Origin of the sequence: Rhodococcus sp. 05-2255-1e (assembly GCF_002259025.1) — a bacterium.
Classification (GTDB): domain Bacteria; phylum Actinomycetota; class Actinomycetes; order Mycobacteriales; family Mycobacteriaceae; genus Rhodococcoides; species Rhodococcoides fascians.
In genome coordinates this window covers 433,608-455,486 of record NZ_NOZE01000013.1, presented here as the reverse complement: position 1 = coordinate 455,486, position 21,879 = coordinate 433,608, and the positions used below count along the sequence as shown (strand labels likewise).

Annotated in this window: 21 protein-coding genes; 10 read left to right on the top strand and 11 right to left on the bottom strand. The window is 65.7% G+C overall.

Translation table 11 applies throughout. The annotated features are described in order from the left end of the window. Positions 1–48 precede the first annotated feature (48 nt). From CH262_RS12310 to CH262_RS12285, 6 genes are all read right to left on the bottom strand, one after another. A complete protein-coding gene (locus CH262_RS12310; protein ID WP_094717670.1) occupies positions 49–1,518 on the bottom strand; it encodes a condensation domain-containing protein in 1,470 nt (489 codons plus the stop codon). A gap of 134 nt (positions 1,519–1,652) precedes the next feature. Then, positions 1,653–2,066, bottom strand: a complete 414-nt coding sequence (locus tag CH262_RS12305) for a SufE family protein (protein WP_027496472.1) — start codon at positions 2,064–2,066, stop codon at positions 1,653–1,655. Then, positions 2,063–2,932, bottom strand: a complete 870-nt coding sequence (locus CH262_RS12300) for a sulfurtransferase (RefSeq protein ID WP_373453783.1) — start codon at positions 2,930–2,932, stop codon at positions 2,063–2,065. The genes CH262_RS12305 and CH262_RS12300 overlap by 4 nt, the downstream gene beginning before the upstream one ends. A gap of 157 nt (positions 2,933–3,089) precedes the next feature. Continuing rightward, positions 3,090–4,463, bottom strand: a complete 1,374-nt coding sequence (locus CH262_RS12295) for a condensation domain-containing protein (protein WP_179274974.1) — start codon at positions 4,461–4,463, stop codon at positions 3,090–3,092. After that, positions 4,441–5,895 carry a condensation domain-containing protein gene (locus tag CH262_RS12290; RefSeq protein ID WP_094717667.1) on the bottom strand — a complete coding sequence of 485 codons (1,455 nt, stop codon included), beginning with the start codon at positions 5,893–5,895 and terminating at the stop codon, positions 4,441–4,443. The genes CH262_RS12295 and CH262_RS12290 overlap by 23 nt, the downstream gene beginning before the upstream one ends. A 118-nt stretch (positions 5,896–6,013) precedes the next feature. Then, positions 6,014–7,462 (bottom strand): condensation domain-containing protein, encoded by a 1,449-nt coding sequence (locus CH262_RS12285; RefSeq protein WP_094717666.1) that lies wholly within the window; start codon positions 7,460–7,462, stop codon positions 6,014–6,016. Between the two features lie 550 nt (positions 7,463–8,012). Between CH262_RS12285 and CH262_RS12280 the strand changes: the two genes are divergently transcribed. Beyond that, positions 8,013–9,359: a hypothetical protein gene (locus tag CH262_RS12280; RefSeq protein ID WP_143547097.1), complete on the top strand. Its 1,347-nt coding sequence runs from the start codon at positions 8,013–8,015 to the stop codon at positions 9,357–9,359. 5 nt (positions 9,360–9,364) lie between these two features. Here CH262_RS12280 and CH262_RS12275 read toward each other — a convergent pair whose 3' ends face one another. Further along, positions 9,365–10,642, bottom strand: coding sequence for a glycosyltransferase (locus CH262_RS12275; protein ID WP_094717665.1), 1,278 nt, complete (start codon positions 10,640–10,642; stop codon positions 9,365–9,367). A gap of 142 nt (positions 10,643–10,784) precedes the next feature. On the opposite strand from CH262_RS12275, the gene CH262_RS12270 reads away from it, so the two are divergent. Both CH262_RS12270 and CH262_RS12265 read left to right on the top strand, forming a co-directional pair. Further along, positions 10,785–12,158 carry a hypothetical protein gene (locus CH262_RS12270; protein WP_032387159.1) on the top strand — a complete coding sequence of 458 codons (1,374 nt, stop codon included), beginning with the start codon at positions 10,785–10,787 and terminating at the stop codon, positions 12,156–12,158. Positions 12,159–12,273: 115 nt separating this feature from the next. Next, positions 12,274–12,717, top strand: coding sequence for a flavodoxin domain-containing protein (locus CH262_RS12265; protein WP_027496480.1), 444 nt, complete (start codon positions 12,274–12,276; stop codon positions 12,715–12,717). Between the two features lie 15 nt (positions 12,718–12,732). On the opposite strand, the gene CH262_RS12260 is transcribed toward CH262_RS12265, so the two are convergent. The 3 genes from CH262_RS12260 to CH262_RS12250 are packed head-to-tail and all read right to left on the bottom strand — an operon-like array spanning position 12,733 to position 15,367. Then, positions 12,733–13,401 (bottom strand): Maf family protein, encoded by a 669-nt coding sequence (locus tag CH262_RS12260; protein WP_032387160.1) that lies wholly within the window; start codon positions 13,399–13,401, stop codon positions 12,733–12,735. Between the two features lie 11 nt (positions 13,402–13,412). Continuing rightward, a complete protein-coding gene (locus tag CH262_RS12255; RefSeq protein WP_052057223.1) occupies positions 13,413–13,703 on the bottom strand; it encodes an acyl-CoA carboxylase epsilon subunit in 291 nt (96 codons plus the stop codon). 23 nt (positions 13,704–13,726) lie between these two features. Continuing rightward, entirely contained in the window at positions 13,727–15,367 is a 1,641-nt protein-coding gene (locus CH262_RS12250; protein WP_048320237.1) for an acyl-CoA carboxylase subunit beta, read from the bottom strand. Between the two features lie 95 nt (positions 15,368–15,462). Here CH262_RS12250 and CH262_RS12245 point away from each other — a divergent pair, with 95 nt between their 5' ends. Genes CH262_RS12245 through CH262_RS12230 form a run of 4 tightly spaced genes read left to right on the top strand, consistent with a single transcriptional unit; the run spans position 15,463 to position 18,992 of the window. After that, complete coding sequence (locus tag CH262_RS12245) at positions 15,463–16,299, top strand: biotin--[acetyl-CoA-carboxylase] ligase (protein ID WP_032372888.1); 837 nt, start codon at positions 15,463–15,465, stop codon at positions 16,297–16,299. Positions 16,300–16,346: 47 nt separating this feature from the next. Beyond that, on the top strand, positions 16,347–16,946 hold the full coding sequence (locus CH262_RS12240; RefSeq protein ID WP_094717756.1) for a PH domain-containing protein: 600 nt from the start codon (positions 16,347–16,349) through the stop codon (positions 16,944–16,946). Between the two features lie 39 nt (positions 16,947–16,985). After that, positions 16,986–17,666 (top strand): response regulator transcription factor, encoded by a 681-nt coding sequence (locus tag CH262_RS12235; protein ID WP_027496484.1) that lies wholly within the window; start codon positions 16,986–16,988, stop codon positions 17,664–17,666. A 6-nt stretch (positions 17,667–17,672) separates the two neighbouring features. Further along, on the top strand, positions 17,673–18,992 hold the full coding sequence (locus CH262_RS12230; protein ID WP_027496485.1) for a sensor histidine kinase: 1,320 nt from the start codon (positions 17,673–17,675) through the stop codon (positions 18,990–18,992). Between the two features lie 12 nt (positions 18,993–19,004). Here the strand turns inward: CH262_RS12230 and CH262_RS12225 are convergent, their stop codons facing one another. Further along, positions 19,005–19,559: a GtrA family protein gene (locus tag CH262_RS12225; protein ID WP_032366285.1), complete on the bottom strand. Its 555-nt coding sequence runs from the start codon at positions 19,557–19,559 to the stop codon at positions 19,005–19,007. Positions 19,560–19,726: 167 nt separating this feature from the next. On the opposite strand from CH262_RS12225, the gene CH262_RS12220 reads away from it, so the two are divergent. From CH262_RS12220 to CH262_RS12210, 3 genes are read left to right on the top strand one after another with little or no spacing between them, the layout of a single operon-like run. Beyond that, on the top strand, positions 19,727–20,980 hold the full coding sequence (locus tag CH262_RS12220) for a 5-(carboxyamino)imidazole ribonucleotide synthase (RefSeq protein WP_027496486.1): 1,254 nt from the start codon (positions 19,727–19,729) through the stop codon (positions 20,978–20,980). Then, complete coding sequence (gene purE / locus CH262_RS12215) at positions 20,973–21,485, top strand: 5-(carboxyamino)imidazole ribonucleotide mutase (RefSeq protein WP_094717664.1); 513 nt, start codon at positions 20,973–20,975, stop codon at positions 21,483–21,485. Before CH262_RS12220 ends, purE begins: the two co-directional genes overlap by 8 nt. Continuing rightward, positions 21,482–21,871, top strand: a complete 390-nt coding sequence (locus CH262_RS12210; protein ID WP_032372702.1) for a hypothetical protein — start codon at positions 21,482–21,484, stop codon at positions 21,869–21,871. Before purE ends, CH262_RS12210 begins: the two co-directional genes overlap by 4 nt. Positions 21,872–21,879: the final 8 nt, after the last annotated feature.

Here is a 21,879-nt window from a genome sequence, read left to right as displayed (position 1 = left end):
TGCAATCGGTCCAGGCCGCTGCGGCGCGTCCAGGGCGACAGGATGGGACTACTGGCTGGTAGCGATCCGCCCGGTATCGGAGTGCCCGGGATCGGGATGCTGGAACGTTGCGGCAGAGAAGGAGGCGGTACCGGTGTCGGCCACCTCGGTCAGCAGGGCGCGAAAGGTGCCTATGTATTCGTGTACCCGGGCAGTTGCGAGCTCGGTGTTGGGATAGCGAGCCGCGATGTTGATTCCCTGAGGTGTGCGGTTGATCCAGATGTACACGTCGTGTTGGTACTGCTTGCTGCGCAGCGCACGCGCGTTCCAATCGGGCCAGTGCTCTGCTGCCGGCGCGAACCGCACATCCATGAACGAGACGACGAAACGTGGCCTGGCCGAGTAGCCGAGGGTGGTGAACACCCGATCGAGCGGAACCCGCGCAATCGGCTTGGTCTTCTTCACCTCGGCCGATGCTGCGGCCACGACCGAGCCGAACGACTCCGCGCCGGCGATGTCGAACGAGATGGGACACAGTCCGACGAACCACCCCAGTGCCGACGCCCACTGCGGCTCGTCCCGGGTGTGTACCGGGGTGACAGTCCGAAATTGGGTGCCCCCGCCCAGCTCGGCGCCGGTGATGGCCAGGACCCCCAGTAATCCGGCGAACAGACTGTTCCCGGTCTTTCGGCACGCGACCGAGAACGAATCGGCTTGCTCGGGGTCGAGCACCCAAGCAGAGAGCCCACCCTGAGGTACGTCGTCCGGGCTGGGATCACCGATGTCGAGCGGGAAGTCGGGCAGCTGGCCTTCCCCGTCGATCAGCAGATCGCGCCAGATCGCGACGGCCTCGTGCGAATGTTCCAACTCGGCGTTTCGCTCGCGTTCGGAGGACCCGAAGTCGAGATAGCTGCCGGCCTCGAACAGGGCGGCCGGTGCCCCGCCCAGCTCCTCGCCGTACAGGGCCGCGATCTCGTGGGCGACCAGGACAGTGGACAAGCCGTCGATGATCGAGTGATCTGCTGCGAAGAAGACGGTGATCGGCCGCGTCTCGTCCAGTGGTTCGAGAGTGACGAACGCGTAGGCGGGCCAGATCAGGGGCGAGGTGAACTCGTCGAAGAGATACTGCAGATGCTCGAAGACTTCACTCGATTGCGCACACCGTTCCTGCTCGACCTGCCAGATGTCGACGGCTCCCTGCGCAGCGGTCACCCGGGTCATCTCACCGGTGGCCTCGTCGATCGATGCGCTCGACCGCATGGCTTCGTGTCTGTCGATCCAGTTCAGCACCGCCCGCCGGAAGGCGTGCTTGTCCAGGGGACCGGCAATCTCGAACGCCGCGCCGAGCCACGACTCGCGTCCGCGGCGTGGGCTGCTCAGGCTGGTACGCAGGTGCGCCTCGTGGACGTAGGACGTCGGGCGAGGGTCGGGCTGCCACCCGGCGGCTTCAGGAGTGTGGGCGTGTGGGCCGACACTGGGAATCCATTCGGTGAGCGTGCCCGCGGGAACCGCGTAGTCCGCCAACTCGGTGAACTCCATATCGGCAGCAACCAGCCTTCGTCAGACGCATTCGGTGGATTGTTCGGACAGCGGGCGACGATGCCCACTACCGAAGTCTACCGACGGCGGCGTGTATCGATCAAGACGAAGGCCGGGCGCTGCCGACCACGAGGTCAGCGCAGGTGCCTCTTGATACGTGCAAGCATCGCCGACATCCCTCGGAGACGCAGGGGGCTCACCGCATCGCTCAATCCGAGAGCCGAGTAGAAATCGTCCGGAACGTCGAGGATTTCCTGCGCGCTGAGACCGTCGAGCCCCTGCGCCAGGATCGAGGCGAACCCGCGAGTCGTCGGAGCCTCCGGCGGCGCGCTGAAGTACAGCTCGATCCGGGCGGGATCGGATGCATCGACCGACAGGAACAACGGCGACTGACATTCGGGGACCGGCTCCATCGCATCCTGGGCCAGGTGATCCGGCAACGGGGGTAGTTCCCGGCTGAATTCGAGCAGGAGCTGCAGTTTGTCCTGGCCCTCGACTGCGGCGAAATCCTCGACGATCTCGGCCAACGATTCTGGAAGTGAACTCATCGAGTGGCCGGTGCCGATCCGGGCTCCTCGCCCCTGGCGATCGGAACGCGCACAGCATTGCCCCACTCGGTCCACGAGCCGTCGTAGTTGCGGACGGACTCGTACCCGAGCAGATGCGTCAGCACGAACCAGGTATGGCTCGACCGCTCGCCGATGCGGCAGTACGCGATGACCTCGTCGGTTGCCGAGGTCTCGGAGTAGATCTCGTCCAGTTCTGCGCGTGAGCGGAATCGACCGTCCGGTGCTGCTGCCTTGGCCCACGGGATGCTCACGGCGGTGGGGATGTGGCCGCCGCGCAGCGCACCTTCCTCCGGGTAGTCGGGCATGTGGGTGCGTTCGCCGGTGTACTCCGCGGGGGAGCGTACGTCGATCAGAGGCACGGAGCCGAGAACTCCGAGCACGTCCGAGGCGAATGCGCGGATCGGTGCATCGTTCCGCTCGACGACGGGGTAGTCGGTCGCCGGAAACTCGGGGACATCGAGTGTGGTGTCGCGATTCTCGGACAACCAGGCATCACGTCCGCCGTCGAGCAGCCGCACGTCCTGGTGTCCGAACAGCGTGAACACCCACAGTGCGTAGGCGGCCCACCAATTGCTCTTGTCGCCGTACACGACGATTGTGTCGTCACGCGAAATACCCTTGCGGCTCATCAGTTTCGAGAACTGTTCGCCGTCGATGTAGTCGCGCGTGACCGGGTCGTTCAGGTCGAGGTGCCAGTCGATCTTGACCGCGCCGGGAATGTGGCCGACGTCGTAGAGCAACACGTCCTCGTCGGATTCGACGACGCGGAGCCCGGGCGTACCGAGATGAGCGGACAGCCATTCGGTGGATACGAGACGATCCGGATGCGCGTAGTCGGCGAACATTGCGTTGGAATCGGTTGGTACAGGCACGTATCGGCTCCTACGGAAGATATTCGGCTGGCGGCCCGCTCGGGGGTGAACGGTCTCCGTCGACAATCCTATGCCGTACCGCCACCGAGTGGCGGGAGCCGCAGGCACAGAGCGCTGCGTCGGTACTGTCTCAGCGTGTCAGGGCCGTTGTGGTGGCCTGGTCGGTCGCCTCGGCCAGCAGCGCGACCAGCGCGCCGCTGAACGCAGTCATGACCGAGTGCGCGAGGACGGTGTCGGGAAAACGTGCCCGCAGCGCCAGACCCGACTCTGTCCGCGACACCCAGAACTGCGCGTCATCGGACACCGTCGCGTTGCTGACGTGGTGTGCGTTGGATTCTTCGAGTCGGCGGTGGCCCTCGATTCTGGTGTAGTCGATGTACGACACCATGAACACGTCGTTTCGCGAGAGGGTGAACGTGTCTCCGAGGGATGCCAACACCTGGGGGATGGGCACTGTGCTCAGCGGTAGCGCAGCACGAAACTCCCGTTGGGCCGCGGCGATCGTGTCGACGAGCACGTCGCCGACGTCCACGGTCATCGGGGCGTTGGTGGTGAACCAGCCCAGCGCCCGCCGAAACCGATCCTCGTGACGGGTGTGCAACGGGAACAGGAACGGTATCTGCCGCGGTCCGCCGATGGTGGCGCAGGCCTGACCGATCGCAGCCACGACCCCGGCGAACATCCCGCCGCCCGACCGAGTACACAGGCGCTCGAACTCGGCAGTGCGGTCGGCATCGAGGATCGGCGCGACAAGGGTTGCCTGCGTGGCAGTCTCACCGTCCGCCAGTCCCAGGTCGAACGGAAAACTCGGCGTCGTACCACCGCACCGGACAAGGAATTCCGACCACCGCACCATGCGCTCGTCATGGCGATCCACTGCCGGCTCGGTTGCTTCGATACGGCAGTAGTCGACGAATCCTCCCACCGGACTCAGCTCGATGTTCGGATTCGACGGGCAGCGCCGGTACGCGTCGTACCAGGCGCGAACCTCGTCCACGGTCACTGCGATCGACAGCGCGTCGACGTTCGAGTGGTCGAATGCGCAGACCACCGTCGAGACGTCGGGCCGGTCGATCGCGACGCACGTGTACGACGGGAACCGTCGTGCGTCGCAACGTAACTCGAGTATTCGGCGGAGATGCTCACGTAGCTCGGTCGGGCAACCGAATTCGGTCCGGTTCGACACCGCGATCTCGACCGAACCGGGGCGATGGAGCATCCTGTCCAGGCCGTCGGTCGCCTGGACGAACGAGCTGCGCAGAGTGTCGTGTCGGTCGATCAGTCGAGCGAACGCCCACGCGAGAGCGTCGACATCGATGCGGCCGGGCACATCGAACGTGCCCGCGATCCATACTCGCCGAGCCTCGCCCAGATCGCCCAGATGAAACCGTTGATTGAACGACGGTGGAATCGGGGATCGTTGTGCATCCCCGGTGACGTCGGCGGTGAATTCGACGACGACACCGGCCGCGGGATGGTACTCAGTGATCGAGGTGACCCGCACCGACCCGCTCCTGAACCGAACCGGGCGTAAGGACGTAATCGCCTGTGCGCGCGATCTTTTCCAGTACCGATGCCAGGTGTGCGTGGTACCGCTCGACCGATTCGGCAGCGACGGCCGTGTCGGGGGTCTGCGCCACCAGATACAGATGCTCACCGTCGCGGTTGATCCACATCGACGCGTTGGAGGTCGCGCCCTCGCCGGTGAAATGCTTGGCACGAGTGTCCGCATCTCGCCCGACGCCGGGGAACCAGCGAAAGTCGATGTACGAGAGCATGTTCGGGCTCACGGCGAGTTCGCTTCCGAGCGTGCCGTCTGCGGCGAGAGCGCCGAGTACCGCATGGACCGGTGCTTCGGCGATCTGCTTGGCCCGCTCGAAACCCTCGTGCGCCGGGCCCGCGACGTCGGAGAAGCGCTCGTGACCGGCGATGTCGAACGCGACCGGCGCGAAGTTGACGAACCAACCCTGGGATTGTCCGTAGTCACCGTGGTGGCGAGTGCTCAGCACCGTGATTCCGAAGTACTCCGCGTTCCCCGCGAGCTCGAAGTCGGTGATGCCGACGGCGGCGAAGATTCCACTGCTCATCCGTGCTCCGGCGGCCTTGCACGCGGCATCGAAGGCTGCCGTGAGTTCTCGGTCCAACAGGTGGCGTTCGACGATTCGGACCGGGGCGCGTTCGCCGGGTGCAAGCCCCAGATCGAGGGGGAACCGAGGCATACGGCCCTCGTGCCAGGTGAAGATGTCGCGCCACGCGGCGATCTCGGGGGAGTCTGCACCGAACGTCGCGGCCCGGGCGCGCTCGTCGGCGGCGTACTCGAGGTGACTTCCCGCCGAAGCCGGTTGCGGAACATCCGCCCCGATTTCGATCGCGTACAGATCGGCCAGTTCGCTGATGACCAGAGCCTGTGAACCACCATCGGTGAACGCGTGATCGGCACCGTAGTACAGCGTGAAGCTGCCCGGCCTCGATACCACTCCGACGACGAACCCCGGCCAGATGTCGGCGGTGGCCTCGGTCGAGAAGCGCTGCCGCACATAGTGTTGGAACTGCTCGTCGTCGGATGTCTCACCTGCGTCGACGGTATCGAAACGAGCAACTTCCTGGCCGCCGAGGTGTCGAACCACGTCGGTGCCGTCCACCTCGAACCAGCACCGCAGACCCTCGTGCCGCAGTACGTACGCAGTCAGCGCACGGCTCATCGCCTCGGTGTCGATGTCGCCGTCGATCTCGGTGGCCACCCCGGTGTACGCCGTGTGTACGTCACCACGTGCGCGCGCTGCCCACGCTGCCTTCAGGTGGTCTTCCTGAAGAAACGACGGTGGAGTCGAATCGATCGGTGCCGCAGCGGCGCTCGCCTGTGCCGCCGCGGTGGGATGCCACTCGAGCAGTCGGCCGGGCGCGGGGTTCCAGCGGCCCATTGCGGTGATGATCATGTTCGCTTCACTCTTCCGGTCGGGGCGCAGTGGACGGAACGTACCGGCTGCCTACGCCGCCGTCTCCGTCCACTCCGCATCCACTTCTCCTGCGTGCACGCCTATTCTGCGTCCATGCTCATTCTGCGGCGACGACGACCGACGGCGGGGCCGCCGCGAGCACCGTATCGCTACCGCCGTCGGAGTCGATGACCGCCGTCAGAACCGCGACGAACTCGGTGATGAACCGATGGACGTTGGTCGACGCGACATCCGAACTGGGGAAGCGGGCCGAGATGTTGAGCCCTTCGAGTGTGCGATTGACCCAGAAGTAGACCTCGTCGTCGGCGTGGCAGTTGCTCCTGAGCGCCCGCCCCTTGCGCCCCTGCCACTGGGCGGCGTCGGGCAGGAACCGCAGGTCGATGTACGAGACCACGAACCGGGGGATTTCGGTGGAGTCGAGGATCTTGGCGATCTTCGAGTACGGCATACGGGCCAGGCCCTTGTTCGCAGCGCCCGCGGTGGCCGCGGCCTCGAGTGCCTCGACGAAGGTGCAGGCGTTGTCGAGCTGGATCTCCATCGGAAGAATGCCGACGTACCACCCCACCGACGCGGCCCACTTCTGCTCGTCGCGGGTGTGCATCGGCATCACCGTGCGCAGAGACCGACTGCCGGACAGGCGAGCATTCGTCAATGCGAGCGCCGCAAGAATTCCGGCCTGCATGTTGTATCCGGCAGCGCGGCACGCCGCATTGAAGCCGTCCGACTGTTCGGAGGTCAGAAGCCACGACGAGATGCTGCTCTGGGGCGCAGGGCCGGTGTCGGCGCGGGGCCGGTCGCCCGCCAACGGAAGCGGGAAAGCCGGGAAGCGGCCGTCCTCGACAGCGAGGAAGTCCTGCCACGTTCGCACGGCACCGTGATCCGCGGTCAGGGTGTCGCCGAGTGCCCGTTCGGACTGACTGAAGTCGACGTAACTACCCACCTCGGGCAATTCCGGGTCGATGCCGTCGAGGGCCTGCGCGTACAGCCGGTCGATCTCGTTGATCGCATAGATCTGGCTGTATGCGTCCATGACCGAATGATCGGCCGCGAAGGCGAGCAGGAACGATTCCTCGGGTCCACCGGCGAGAGTGCGGGACGCGTCGTCGGGTTCGATGGTGGCGAGAACGAAATGCGGCCATGCCGTCGGAGACACGGTGTCGCCGAACCACGACTGCAGATGGCCGAACACCTGAGTTTCCGATCGCGACTCCGCGTGTGGGCGATCTGTCACCTGCACGGCGTCGACCGGTGCGGTGAAGCGCTGCCACGAACCGGACTGCTCGTCACGACGAACCTTGGTTCGGAACGCCTCGTGCCGACCCATGTACGCGGCGATGGTGCGGCGTACGGCCTCGACGTCGTAGCGACGATGGATCTCGAATACCGTGCCGATCCAGGAGCCCGGCGCGCTGCGCTCGCAATGGTCCTCGTGCGTGAACGACAGCCCGCGGGGATCGAGAGCCCACTGGGCGTCGTCGACGCGGGGAGTCCACTCGGTCAAGCGTCCGGCGGGAAGTGGATAGTCGGCGAGTTCGGTGTATTCCATGGTGTCCTCTTCCGTTCCGGGCTCGGCCAGCGGTATTCGGCAGTAGTGGTGTCTATCGGCATTCGATTACGGTCGAGTGGTGGATGTAACGGCGGAAGTCGTCGGTCCGGCTCGCTTTTATCGGGTGCACTCGCAATGCTTTCGACATTGAAAGAACAACTATTCGACGGACCGTGAAGTCGCCGTCCGGTCGACGTGAGTACGGCACTCACAATAGGGCGAAAGCGAAACTATTTCGCGACGCGTAAAAGTAATTCTTGTCACTGTCGAGGGGGTTGACCGACGGGTGGAACGTCGGTCGGAAAACTGATTCTCGCACACGTCGGCACTGTGATTCCAGCGTAACCGCACGTCAGGGCCCGATGATTCGAGAGAGCCGATCCGGGTGACGGGTTCGGAACCCAGACCTCGGGCCGGACCGGCACCCCGAGACCGGAGTCACATTCGCGCGTCCGCTCGGTGGAATGGCACTTATTGCAAACATTGAATGAATCGACCGACGAGAAACAGCACCACCTTCCCGTTTCTTTCGATGTAGTAGGTTCGGCGCGTGACTCGAATTGGATTTGCCGATCACCTTTTCTTGCGAATGCACCACGGCATCGGATTTCCCGTCTACAACCAGTTCCTGTGGTGGTTCGACGACGTCGTGCAGCGAGAAGACCTGGAAAGACTGCGTGACAACCTGTCAGACGGTCTGCTTGCGCGCAGGGTGGTCGCATCGGTAATTCCGACGGCCCGAGATCGGTGGGTGCCGTCGGCCGCCTCTCATTCACTGGATTTTCATCCAGAATTCATAGACCCGTCGATGGTGCGGCAATGGGCTGACGGCCGGATCGATCCCGATATCGACCCCGAGACCGGATTGGGTTGGCAACTCGCGGCGGCGAGACTGAGCGACGGCGGCATGGTGCTGTCGTTGGTCGCCTCGCACATGGTCGCCGACGGTGGTGCCTTGATCGCTGCATTCCGTGCCGCGAACTCCGACTCCGTCGCGTCCCGTGTCGCCTCCGCCTCGGGCGGCCTCGCGGCCCTCGCTTCCGACTTCGGTGACGCCGTCGAGCAAATTCGGTCCGCGGGTGGATGGCTGGTGAACGCGGCGGTGCAGGCTCTGCCTCTGTCCGGACGCTCCGAGCCTGCCGGTGCCACCCAATCGAGGCCGAAACCACACTGGGCAGCTCCCGAGCGAGCGGCTGCGGCGGACTGGACATCCCCGCACGTGGTTGCCGAGGTGGACGCCGATGCATGGCGATCGACTGCGGAACGCTGGGGAGGAACATCCAATTCGCTGTTCGTGGCGGTCCTGACTGCTGCGTCCGGACACGCCGGCCGTGCTTCGGTGGGAGACACGGTGCAGTGGTCCCTGCCCGTCAGTGATCGCGGCGACGCATCCGACACACGGTCCAACGCCACCAAGATCGTCAAGATCGACGTGCCGATCGCCGACCCGACCGATCTGGACCTCCGCCCGATCCGCGCCGCCAGTAAATCGGCGTTCACGGCTTTCGCCGCTGCTCAGGCCGCCGGTGCCGCTCCGGGCGGCCTGTCCCAGGCACTCGTTCAAATGCTGCCCGACGCGGTGGTCGCACGAGTGCCGCAGCCCCGCGACGGTGCCGAAGGGCTGGCGTCGAACCTCGGTGCTCTTCCCGACGACTTCACGACGGTGGCGGGGATCGCCGCCCGGGCGGTGTCCGGTCGAGCGACGTTCGCCGGAGCCGACGCCGACTTCGCTCGTTCGCTCGACGGCGGTCTGACCGCATGGTCGAGCGAGACCGGCACCAGTGTGACCGTGACCGTCCACGCCATGGACCCCGACCGATGTCCGGACGAGCATGTACTGCGTGAACACCTGACCGAGGCGCTTCGGAGATGGGGACTCTCGGCACGCTTCTGGTGAGTGGGTCAGCGGTCGCGCGCTGCTGCTTCGGTGATGTCGGCGGCAGCGGCCGTCGCCGTTCGAGCAGGCGTCATCGTATCGGCAAGCGCTCGCGCGGCCAGCCGGGCGTCTTCGGTCATGAGGTCGGAAATGCCCTGCTGTAGAACGGATTCGGTCAACGTCGAGAACTTCGTGCTCGACCCGGCTCCTACGCGCCGCAGCGCCGATCCCCAGAACGGTTGGTCGGCGCTGAACCAACACACCAGGGTCGGCAGCCCGGCTCGTGCCGAGGCTGCAGTCGTCCCTGCGCCGCCGTGATGAACCGCGGCCAGACAGCGCGGAAAGACCGTCGCGTGATCGACCGATTTCACGACGAAGACGTTCGGGTTCGATCGATGGACGGCTGAATCGGACTCCAGCAGATCGCTCCAGCCCGCGCAGACCAGGGCGCGCACGCCCAATCGATCGGTGACGTTGTCGATCATGCGCATCAGTGCAGCCGGTTCGAGCACCGGCATGCTGCCGAAGCCGAAATACACTGGCGCAGTTCCTGCGTCGAGCCATCGGCGCAACGTGGGATCCGTCTCGGTGACTCCGTCGACCAGGCCGATGAAGCCGACGAACGGGCGTAGCGGGCCCCACTGTCGGGCAAGTCCGGGGAACAGCGCCGATTCGTAGGCCTGAATTTCGATACCGCCGTAGCGCGCCGACCTCACGGGCGTCGACTCCGTGGTGGGAGGCAAACCCAGTGATGCCCTCTGCGCGTTGTCGCGCTTCTTCATCGACTTCCAGCGCAGTGCCTCGAGGGCCGCCCACATCGACCGATTGACGACGGCAGGTAGGTTCACGCCCGGTGTGATCGACACCGCATCGTTGCGCCTGAGGGGGCAGTAGTGCAGGGACACAAACGCTGTGCCGTGCGCTTCGGCCACGTTCAGAGCCATCTCCTGACCGAGCGAGCCGGTGACGATTCCGTCGCACCCTGCCGCCATTCGGTTCAGCTCGGACGTCATGTCGTCCCAGCCGTGATGAGCCAGCTCGGACAGCGCAGCAAAGCGGGTCCGCGGGTTTCGAGACTTGATACGCACTCTGACCAGATCGGACTCCAACAGCTGCTGCGTGTCGGGCCCGAACGGCTGAACCTCGATGCGTTCGGAGGATGCCGTGGCAGCCGACACGACATCGGTGAGATTGGGTGGGGCGCCGAACAGCACGTCGTGCCCGCGCTCTCCGAGTTCGAGCCCGAGAGCGATACCGGGGGTCACGTCGCCTCGGCTTCCGTTGAACGGCATCACGAACTTCACAGGCGCACTCGCAGACGTGTCGGCGTGGGGAAGAGCCCCAACCTATCAGCACCGTCCGAACCGAGCCGATACGAAAACATATGGCGGGAAGCACATTTGCGGTCGTTCCACCTACGTGGGCGGGCAGGGATAGTCTCTCGTGGTGGAGAGATTGACGTACGACGACGACCTGTTCCTGCGCATGGAGTGCGTACTCGGAGTGCCGGTGGTCAATCAGATCGTGTGGCGGTTCGACTCGGCCGTCCCGCTCGACGCACTCGAATCCATGTGGCAGTTGCTTGCTACCGGCCCGTTGGATCGCCTTGTACGACGCTCGGCGGTGCCCGGTGCCCGCGATGGCTGGATCACGGCCCGCACGCCCGCCGCCCCGGTCGTCATCGGACACGCGATCGCCCGGGACGGCATCGATCTGTGGATCGAGAACGAGGCAGCGGTGACGCTGGACCCCATCGACGGACCTGCGTGGCGTTTGTCGGCGACCTCGGTCGACGGCGGCGGCACGGTGGTCTCTCTCGTCGGATCGCACGTGGTCGGTGACGGCGGTGCCCTGACCTCTGCGGCGGCAGCAGCTCTCGCCGGTCGGGCGACTCCGGACGACTTCGTTCGCGGCGGGCTCGACCACGTCCCCCCGCGGTTGTCGGTACGTGCCGACATCGCGGACGGCGTCGGACAGATCGGTGCGGCATTGTCCGGGTTGGCGCGAGCGCTCGGACGTACGGCAGTGGACGCGGTACGTTCGCGAACCTCGTCCGACGAGGTAGCAACGTGCTCCACGGCACCCGGCCCGACTCCGAGCCGTGCCCTGGCCGTCACCGCGGCACGAGAAGCCAAGTGGGTACCGAGCACGGTGGTCGTCGACTGCGCATCGGGGGACTGGGCCGCGGCCGCAGCGAGCAGGGGCGGGAGCTCGAACAGTCTCCTTGTCGCGGTCGTGCTCGGCATTCTCACCGCGAGTGGACGCGTCGGTCCGCAGGACCGGGTACGGGTGGCCCTTCCTGTCAGCACCCGAACACCCGGCGACAGTCGCGCCAACGCGACGTCGGGGGTGTCCATTCACGTCGACGGGGGACAGGGCTACCGCGACGATCTGACGGCCATCCGCGCATCGAGCAAGCAGGCGTTCACCGACCAGGCCGACAGTACGGTGACATCGGTGTTCGAGCTGCTCAAACCACTGATGCAGGTGTTGCCCGACGTCGTCGTCGCCAAGCTGGCGGCATCGGGCTCGGCACCTCTGTGTCTGTGCTCGAACCTCGGCGATCGCGGCGCGCGACTGCGCACCATCGGAGGCGTCGACGCCGCGGCAGTGGCGATGCGGTCGATCACCCAGAACACCGATGTGGCGTTGCTCCGTCGCACCGCCGGCGGGGTCAGTGCCTGGTGGAACGACTCGGGTGACCACGCGACGCTGTGCGTCACCGGTCTCGACCCGGACGCGTTCCCCAGCAAGGAGCACCTGCGTGGGCTGGTCGAGGCCGAGTACACGAACTGGGGCCTGACTCCCGAATTCTGGTGACCTCGAGACAAATCACAACATCGGACGTACGCGGATTTTCGGCGGGATCCCCGGTACGGCTATGCTTTTGCGACTGTTCGAGTGTTCGAGCGCATGTGAGAAAGGGGAGCGATCCATGGCAGTGGTCGTGTTGTTCGGGTCCGAGACCGGTACGGCCGAGGAGGTCGCCGACAAGATCGCGGACGTGCTCGGTGATCACGACGCCGAGGTGCGAGACATGCTCGAGTACGAGGTCTCCGACATCGACACGGACGACTTCCACGTCGTCATCTGCTCCACCTACGGCGACGGAGAGCTCCCCACCGGCGCGGAGCCGTTCTACGAGGCACTCGTCGAGGATGCCCCCGACCTCGCAGGACTGCAGTTCGCAGTCTTCGGTCTGGGAGACAAGGTATACGAGGACACCTTCAACCGCGGCGGCGAGATCATCGCCGAAAAGCTCACCGAGCTCGGTGCGAAGCAGGTCGGTACCCACGCTCGGCACGACAGCTCGTCGAACATCAAGCCCAAGGCAATGGCCGAGGACTGGGCTCGCGAGCTGATCGATCTGTTGCCCTGAGGTAGGTCTCGCCGGTCAGATCCCGATCGGGTCGTCCGGCGAGCCGTCCCAGAGGGCGGCAAGCGACGTACCCACCCGCTCGAGAAGAGTACGAACCAGCGGCAGGCCGATGCCGATCACCGACGAGGGATCACCCTCGATGCTGTCGACGAACCAGCCGCCGAGACCGTCGAGCGTGAATGCTCCCGCTACCTGCAGCGGTTCGCCGGACGCCAGATACGCGTCGAGATCGACTGCAGACGGGGTTGCGAAACGAATCGTCGTCGAGCTGTGCGCTGCAGCCTGCGCCACCACGACTCCGGAGGTCACTCGCAGAACGGCATGACCGGTCAACAGCGCCCCGGTCGACCCGGCCATGGTCCGCCAACGCTCACGGGCCACCTCGACGGTGTGCGGTTTACCGTGCAGCTCACCGGCAATCGACAGCATCGAATCACACCCGACGATCACCAGATCCGCCGAAGAATCCGAGAACGTCTCGGCGACTGCGGCGGCCTTGGCCCGCGCGAGTTCGGTGACCACGGTGGCGGCGGACACGGACGGCCCCAGTTCGGCCGTCACCGCGTCCTCGTCGACTCCCGACACCCGGACGATCGGCTCCACGCCGGCACTACGAAGAACTCCGAGGCGAGCAGGTGACGCCGACGCCAGAACGAGTCGTACCGAATCGGCCCGGGTCGTCACGGGCGGCACCGTCACCGCGAGTATCGGCCCGACGCGGCGTACGAATACGCCGACTGCGCCGCGAAGCCGCGATGCATCGACGACGGTGCACCCCACAATTCCCGAGGCCGAGAATCCGCGCTCGATGCCGAATCGTTCTGCGCCGCAGTCAACACCGCCACCAGAGCCGCCACGTCCTCGTCGTTTGGATTGCCCTTGACGACCCGGATTGCCGCGGACATGCCTGAATCGGCAACGGTCTGACCGTCGTTCACGACGTCAGGACTCGCTTCGTTCACTGCGTCATGATTCGCTTCGCTCACTGCGTCATGATTCGCTTCGCCGCTCATAGTGGGATGTTTCCGTGTTTCTTCGGGGGCAGGGTCACTTGTTTGCGTTCGAGCAGCCGCAACGCGGTCACGATCTGCCCGCGGGTGTGACTGGGCGGGATGACCGCATCGAGATACCCGCGCTCGGCAGCGACGTACGGGTTGACCAACGTATCCTCGTACTGCTGCTGCAACGTCAGCCGCAACGCATCGACGTCCTCACCGTTCTTCGCGGCCTCGAGCAACTGCTTGCGGTAGACGAACCCGACCGCACCCGAGGCCCCCATCACCGCGATCTGCGCCGTCGGCCACGCAAGGTTCACATCGGCACCCATGTGCTTGGAGCCCATCACGTCGTACGCCCCGCCATAGGCTTTACGGGTGATGACGGTGATCTTCCCGACCGTCGCCTCCCCGTAGGCATACAACAACTTCGCCCCCCGCCGGATGATGCCGTTGTATTCCTGCCCCGTCCCGGGCAGGAACCCCGGCACATCGACCAGGGTGATGATCGGAACGTTGAAACAATCACACGTGCGGACGAACCGGGCTGCTTTCTCCGAGGCATCGATATCGAGGGTGCCGGCGAACTGGGTGGGCTGATTGGCCACGATCCCCACCGACCGGCCGTCGATCCGCCCGAACCCGACGATGATGTTGCGAGCCCGCCCCTCCTGCACTTCCAGGAATTCGTCGTCGTCGAGGATCCGGCGGATCACCTCGTGCATGTCGTACGGAGTGTTCGGCGAATCCGGAATCAGAGTGTCGAGCTCGAGATCCTCCGCCGTCAACGAATCCTCGATCGCCCCGACGATCGGATCCGACGCCACCGTCCGCGGCGCGTCGGCCCGATTGTTCGACGGCAAATACGACAGGAGGTCGCGGACGTAGTCGAGGGCGTCCTGCTCCCCGGACGCGACGTAATGCGCGACACCGGACTTCTCCATGTGGGTGTGCGCGCCACCGAGTTCTTCCATCGTCACGTTCTCCCCGGTGACGGTCTTGATGACATCGGGGCCGGTGACGAACATCTGACTGGTGCCATCGACCATGACCACGAAATCGGTCAACGCCGGGGAGTAGACGTGCCCGCCGGCGGCGGGGCCCATGATCACCGAGATCTGCGGGATCACCCCGGAGGCGCGGACGTTGCGGTGGAAGATCTCCCCGTACAACCCGAGGGAGACCACCCCTTCCTGGATGCGGGCCCCGGCGCCTTCGTTGATGCCCACCAACGGCCTTCCGGTCTTGATCGCCAGGTCCATCACCTTGACGATCTTCTCGCCGTAGATCTCCCCCAAACTGCCGCCGAAGACGGTCGCGTCCTGGGAGAACACGCACACATCGCGGCCGTCGACCGTGCCGTAGCCGGTGACGACACCGTCACCGAAGGGGCGATTGTCACCCAACCCGAAATTCTGTGATCGGTGCCGCGCCAACGCGTCGAGTTCGACGAACGAGCCCTCGTCGAGCAGGGCGGTGATCCGCTCGCGCGCGGTCAACTTGCCCTTCGCGTGGACCCGCTCCACCGCCGCCTCACCCGACGGCATCTCCGCAGCCCCCAGACGTTTACGAAGATCGGCCAATTTACCCGCAGTGGTATGGATATCGGGTGCATCTGCCGACCCGGGTGCAGTGGAATCCTGGACGCTGGTCATGGGGCAACACTTTAACTGCGAGTGTGATCTGCGCCCCGACCGAGGGTGGTTCACGAGCCGACGTCGGTTCGCGCCGAACCCATATGCTGGTGGTCATGTGGACCAATCTGGATCGCCCACCGCTCGACGTCCGCGCACTCCGTCGAGCCTTGGTGGACGGACCGCAGGCCTCGTGGTCTCGGGTGGACGTGGTGACCGAGACCGGTTCGACCAATGCCGACCTCGTCGCTGCGGCGGCAGATCGGGCGGACCGGACGGCCTTGATCGCCGAACATCAGGGGAGTGGGCGGGGCAGGCATTCGCGTCCGTTCTCCGGTGCTCCGCGATCGCAGATATTGCTGTCGATGCTGCTGAAGTTCCCGGGGATCGACCCGGCGGTGCTGGGTTGGCTGCCGCTGATGACCGGCGTGGCTCTGGTCGATGCGCTGCGTACCGTGGCCGAGGTCGATGCGCGGTTGAAGTGGCCGAACGATGTCCTGATCGGCGGTAGGAAGGTCTCGGGCATTCTGGCCGAAGTAGCCGCCCACGGACCGAGTCCGACGGTGGTCATCGGCCTGGGAGTGAACGTCTCGATGACAGAGGCCGAGCTCCCGGTGCCCACGGCGACGTCACTCGCGCTCGAACAGGCCGCGGTGCTCGATCGAGACACCCTGGTGCGTGCGATTCTGCGCGGGGTGGCCGCCGAGGTGGATTCGTGGCGGGATGCGCACTGGGATACCGAGGCGCTGGCGCACCGATACAGAGATCGGTGCGGCACCATCGGACAGCGAGTGCGTGTCGACCTCCCCGGTGGCGAACACGAAGTGGGAACCGCTGTCGATGTGGACGAACACGGCCGGATCGTGATCGAGGTCGAACGTGCAGGCTCCGCATCGCCCTCGGTGCTGGCGGTGGCCGCCGGCGACGTCACTCATCTGCGACCTGTCTCGTGAGACCATCTTCACCCGGGCAGATCCGGCGCGAATAGTCAGGAGTGCACGTGGGTTACCCACAGGATGCGTTGGCCGACGAGGAAGAGCTGCTGCTTTACCGTCACCCGCACTGGAAGATGTTGATTCTGCCGTCGATCACGTTCGTGCTCGCCACGGGTCTCGCCGGCGTCGCCCTCGGTGTCGCAGGTGCCCGACTCGAATCCACGGCCGCCGATGTGGCCACGATCGCCGCGCTGGTGGTGTGGGCAGCGATCGTCGGGTGGCGATGCCTGGTTCCGCTCGTGAGCTGGAAGTGCACTCACTTCATCGTCACCGATCGTCGGGTCCTCGTTCGGCAGGGCGTGCTCACGCATTCCGGAATCGACATCCCCATGAGCCGCATCAGCAACGTGCAATTTCGACACGGGCTGCTGGACAGGATGCTCGGTACCGGCACCCTGATCATCGCGTCGGCGTCGGACGACCCACTCGAGTTCGACGACATTCCGCAGGTGCAACGCGTCCATTCGTTGCTCTACCAGCAAGTATTCGACTCCATGGACTTTCGTCGCGAGTCCGTTCACGATCGGGACCGAGCATTCGAGCCGATGGCCGACGATGCACCGGCCGAGTCCAAGCCCGGTTGGCGCGCGGGGAAACGCAGGTAACACAGGCTGTTCTCACATTCGAACCGTAGGGTTGCCGACGTGACCGATGTTCTGCTTGCCGAAGACGACGAAGCTATCGCCGCACCTCTCTCTCGCGCCCTCGGGCGTGAGGGTTACACCGTGACCGTCGAACAGACCGGGCCGGCCACGCTACAGCGTGCGCTCGACGGCAAGTTCGACTTGCTGATCCTGGACCTGGGGCTGCCCGGAATGGACGGCCTCGAAGTGTGCCGTCAGGTCCGCGCCAACCGGTCCGAGGTGGCCGTGTTGATGCTCACCGCGCGCACGGACGAGGTCGACTTCGTCGTCGGCCTCGACGCCGGTGCCGACGACTATGTGGGCAAGCCGTTCCGGCTCGCCGAGCTGATGGCTCGGGTTCGAGCGCTCCTGCGTCGACGCGGTGCCGGCGAGGACGTTCCGATCGAGGTCGGTGCCATTCGCCTCGAACCGGCCGCCCGACGGGTGCTCGTCGGAGGTACCGAGATCTCGCTGGCCAACAAGGAATACGAGTTGCTCAAGGTGCTGCTCGATCACGCCGGTCAGGTGGTCTCGCGGGAGGTGATCCTGCGCGAGGTGTGGGGCGACGCGGAGTTGCGCGGATCCAAGACACTCGACATGCACATGTCCTGGTTGCGCCGCAAGATCGGCGACGAAGGACCGGTGGCGGAGCGTCGCATCGCGACCGTTCGCGGTGTCGGATTCCGCATCAACAGCGACTAGTCGTCGATGCGGCGTCGAATCCTGGTCTCCATCCTCGCTGTCGTCATCATGACGGCCCTGCTGCTCGGGTTGCCGCTGATGTACACGGCCTGGCTGTGGGTCGAGGACTTCACTCGAAACGATCTGCAGGCACGCCTCGACCGAATGGCCGCGGAGATCATCTCGCAGGAGGGGTCGGCCGGACTGATCGAGGGTCAACTCGACATCGGTTCGCTGCGTCTGGCGATTCCGCAGGGTGGCCGCCTCGTCGTCATCTATCCGACGCCGGAGGACGCCGCGTCCCGCGCCGATATCGGGCAGGCATCCGTCCCCCGGCCACTAGTCGAATCGTTGTCGATGGGGACCTCGGGATCACTGCGGCTCGAAGTACCGTCCGACGACATGCGTTCACTGCAGCGGCAGGCGCTCGGAGCGGTGACTCTGGTGGTCCTGGCGTCCGCGCTGGCAGGAACCGTGGTGGCCGTGCTGACGGCCAAGCGACTGGCCGATCCGTTGCAGGACGTCGCGCGGCGGGCCGCCCGACTGGCCGAGGGCGACTTTCGGCCGGATCCGCGTCGGCACGGCATTGCCGAGCTGGACCGGGTGTCGGAGGTTCTCGACTCGGCCACCGTCGAGATCGCCGGGCGGCTGCAGCGCGAACACACGTTGGTTGCCGACGTCTCGCATCAACTTCGTAGCCGCCTGACCGCCGTTCGGCTGCGATTGGACGAGATCTCCACCCATCCGGACCCCGCGGTGGTCGACGAGGCGAACGAGGCGATGGATCAGGTCGATCGGTTGACCCTGGCCATCGACGAACTCGTCCGCTCCTCCCGCAGCGACGGCGCCGCCGATGCGCACGAGGTATCGGTCATCGAGGAACTGACCGGCACGGTGGTCGAATGGCAGCGAAATTTCGACGATGCAGGTCGGAGTCTGGTGCTCAAGGGCGACGCCGACCTCCAGGCGTCGGTGACCGGCTCGCGTCTACGCGAGGCCGTGTCGGTACTCGTCGACAACTCTCTGGTGCACGGCGACGGTGCCTGCACGGTTGCAGTGCGCGCCGTGTCCGCCGCCGAGGGGACCGACCGGCGGCGAGAGAAACTGGTCTGTGTCGAGGTGTCCGACGAAGGTCCAGGGGTGAGCAACGAACTGGCACCCCACATCTTCGACCGCGGATTCTCCGGAGCCGGTTCGACCGGAGTCGGTCTCGCGCTGGCCCGGGCCCTGATCGAGGCCGACGGCGGACGGTTGGAACTACAGCGCAGACGACCGGCACTGTTCTCGGTGTTCCTGCCCGCTCGGCGCGAATCGTCGCCCGCGCTCTCGCGGCGCGAACCACGCTGACCGAACTGGGGGTCAGTCGAGCGCGTTCGATGCGTCGGTCGGATCCCCGTTGCGCTCGGCGTCCACTTCCAGGATGGTGCGCGCGTTGTCCTCGGGAAAAGCGAAGCGACGCAGCGCCCAGAAGCGGAACGCCATCTGGAGCAGGTTGCCGATGATGTAGTTCAGTACGAAGTCGATGACGACCACCATCGTCAGCGACTCGTTGGTGTCGCGGATGTCGAAGATGTTGTTCGCGATCCACAGCGGACCGGCGGCGATGAGCACTCCGATGCCGCTGATGGCGAAGAAGAGAAGCGCTTCGTGGTGGCGTTCGCGCCCGCCGCGGTGCTTGAAGGCCCACTCACGGTTGAGGAAATAGCTGAGCAGGGTGGCGAGCACGCCCGAGATGATCTTCGCGATCACCGGCTTCTGCTCGAGCACCGTCAGGCTCAGCGAGTAGAAGATGACGAGGTCGAACACCATCGTCGTACCGCCCACGATGGCGAACTTGATCAACTCGCTGTGCCGGATCGCAAGGTCCCTGATGGGCTTGGGTAAGCGCTGAAGCACGCTGTCGATCGTCGGCACAACGGTGAAGTCTACGAAACGAACGCCCGATCCGGCGAACCGACGCTCTGTTCATCAGCGTTTCCACAGTCTCGACGACAGTGTTTGCACGGTCTTCGCGACAACGACGACCGCCGTGCGACTGCCGGTTCGGCCCGAACCGGCAGGACATGACACCATGGTGAGCCGTGACAGGTACCGAACCGCGCCCCACCGCTGCGCGCCCGTCGTCGACCGGAATGCCCGTCGTGACGATGATCGGCGGAGGTCAGCTGGCCCGCATGACCCATCAGTCGGCCATCGAACTCGGCCAAACGCTGCGCGTGCTCGCCGCGGGCGCAGACGAGCCGGCGGCTCAGGTGAGCCCGGACGTCGTGTTCGGGCTGCACGACGACCTCGATGCGCTGCGCACGGCCGCGACCGGATCCAACGCCCTGACCTTCGACCACGAGCACGTGCCGACGGAGCACCTCGAGACCCTGGTCGCCGAGGGCGTCAACGTCCAGCCGCCACCGAGCGCGCTGATCTTCGCGCAGGACAAACTGCGCATGCGTCGCAAGCTCGAAGAGCTGGGCGCACCCGGACCGGCGTACGCGGAGGTGTCGTGGGCGCAGGACGCCATTGCGTTCGGTGACGAACACGGGTGGCCGGTCGTCCTCAAGGCGGTCCGCGGCGGCTACGACGGCCGCGGTGTCTGGATGCCCGCCGACGCCGAGGAAGCCGAAGAGATCGTCACTGCCCAGCTCGACCTCGGTGTGCCGCTCATGGTCGAGGAGAAGGTCGCCATGCGCCGCGAGTTGTCGGCGATGGTCGCGCGATCGCCGTTCGGTCAGGGTGCTGCGTGGCCCGTCGTACAGACCGTGCAACGACACGGACAATGCGCGGTGGTTCTGGCCCCGGCTCCCGACCTGGACGAGGACGTCGCCACGTACGCCGGTCGGCTGGCGCTCGATATCGCGGGCGCCCTCGGCGTCGTCGGAGACCTCGCGGTCGAGCTGTTCGAGACCACCTCGGGCAAGCTTCTGGTGAACGAGCTGGCCATGCGGCCGCACAACTCCGGTCACTGGACCATGGACGGCTGCCGCACCTCGCAGTTCGAGCAGCATCTGCGTGCAGTGCTCGACTACCCGCTGGGTGACACCGATCCACTGGCACCGTTGACGGTGATGGCGAACATCCTGGGTGCACCCGAAGCGCCGGAGATGACGATGGACGAACGCCTGCATCACCTGTTCGCCCGCATGCCCGACGCCAAGGTGCACCTGTATGGCAAAACCGAGCGGAAAGACCGCAAGATCGGCCACGTGAACATTCTGGGCGCGAGGTCCGGATCGCTCGGCGACCCGGCCTACGTGGCGGCCGTACGTGAACGAGCCGAACGTGCAGCGCACTGGATGTCGCACGCCGAATGGACCGACGGATGGGACCCGCATCATGACTGACGAATCCGGTACCGCCGTCGTAGGCCTGATCATGGGCAGCGATTCCGACTGGCCGACGATGGAGGCCGCTGCAGAAGCGCTGGCGGAGTTCGGTATTCGTTTCGAGGTCGGCGTGGTCTCGGCGCATCGCACCCCTCAGCGGATGCTCGACTACGCCCGCGAGGCCGCCGGTCGCGGAATCAAAGTGATCATCGCCGGTGCCGGGGGAGCGGCGCACCTGCCGGGCATGGTGGCGTCGGCGACGCCACTGCCGGTCATCGGCGTTCCGGTACCGCTGAAGTACCTCGACGGTATGGATTCGCTGCTCTCGATAGTGCAGATGCCCGCCGGCGTTCCCGTGGCCACGGTGTCCATCGGCGGTGCCCGCAATGCGGGGTTGCTCGCCGTCCGGATTCTGGGAGCGTCCGATCCTGTTCTGCAGCAACGGATGTCGGCCTTCCAGTCCTCTCTCGAGGCCATGGTTCTGGACAAGGACGCGGCACTGCGAACCACGCTGCTGGGATGAGTGCCGCGGCGTCGCGGCGCGAGCAGATTCGACGAGCCGGCCGCGGCAAGTGGCAGTCGGTGTCGGTGACCCGGCTGGCACTGCGCTACGCGCAGCTGTGGGGCGGAACGGCGCGTTTCGACGACGAGTTCTCGATCTTCGTGTGTTCCGGCCTGCGCGGCGGATTCGGCCGCGGCGGAACCACATTCGGTGGGGCCTACCTGACGGCGAACAACACCGCCCGTCGGGTGCTGCGGCACGAGGCGATTCACGCCGACCAGTGGGCGAGGTTCGGGCTGACCTTTCCGTTCCGCTACCTCGTCGAGGAAGCGCGTCACCGCGGCAGCGCCAACCGGTTCGAGATCGAAGCGGGACTCGCGGACGGCGGCTACCGCCCGACCGGATGAGGCGACAA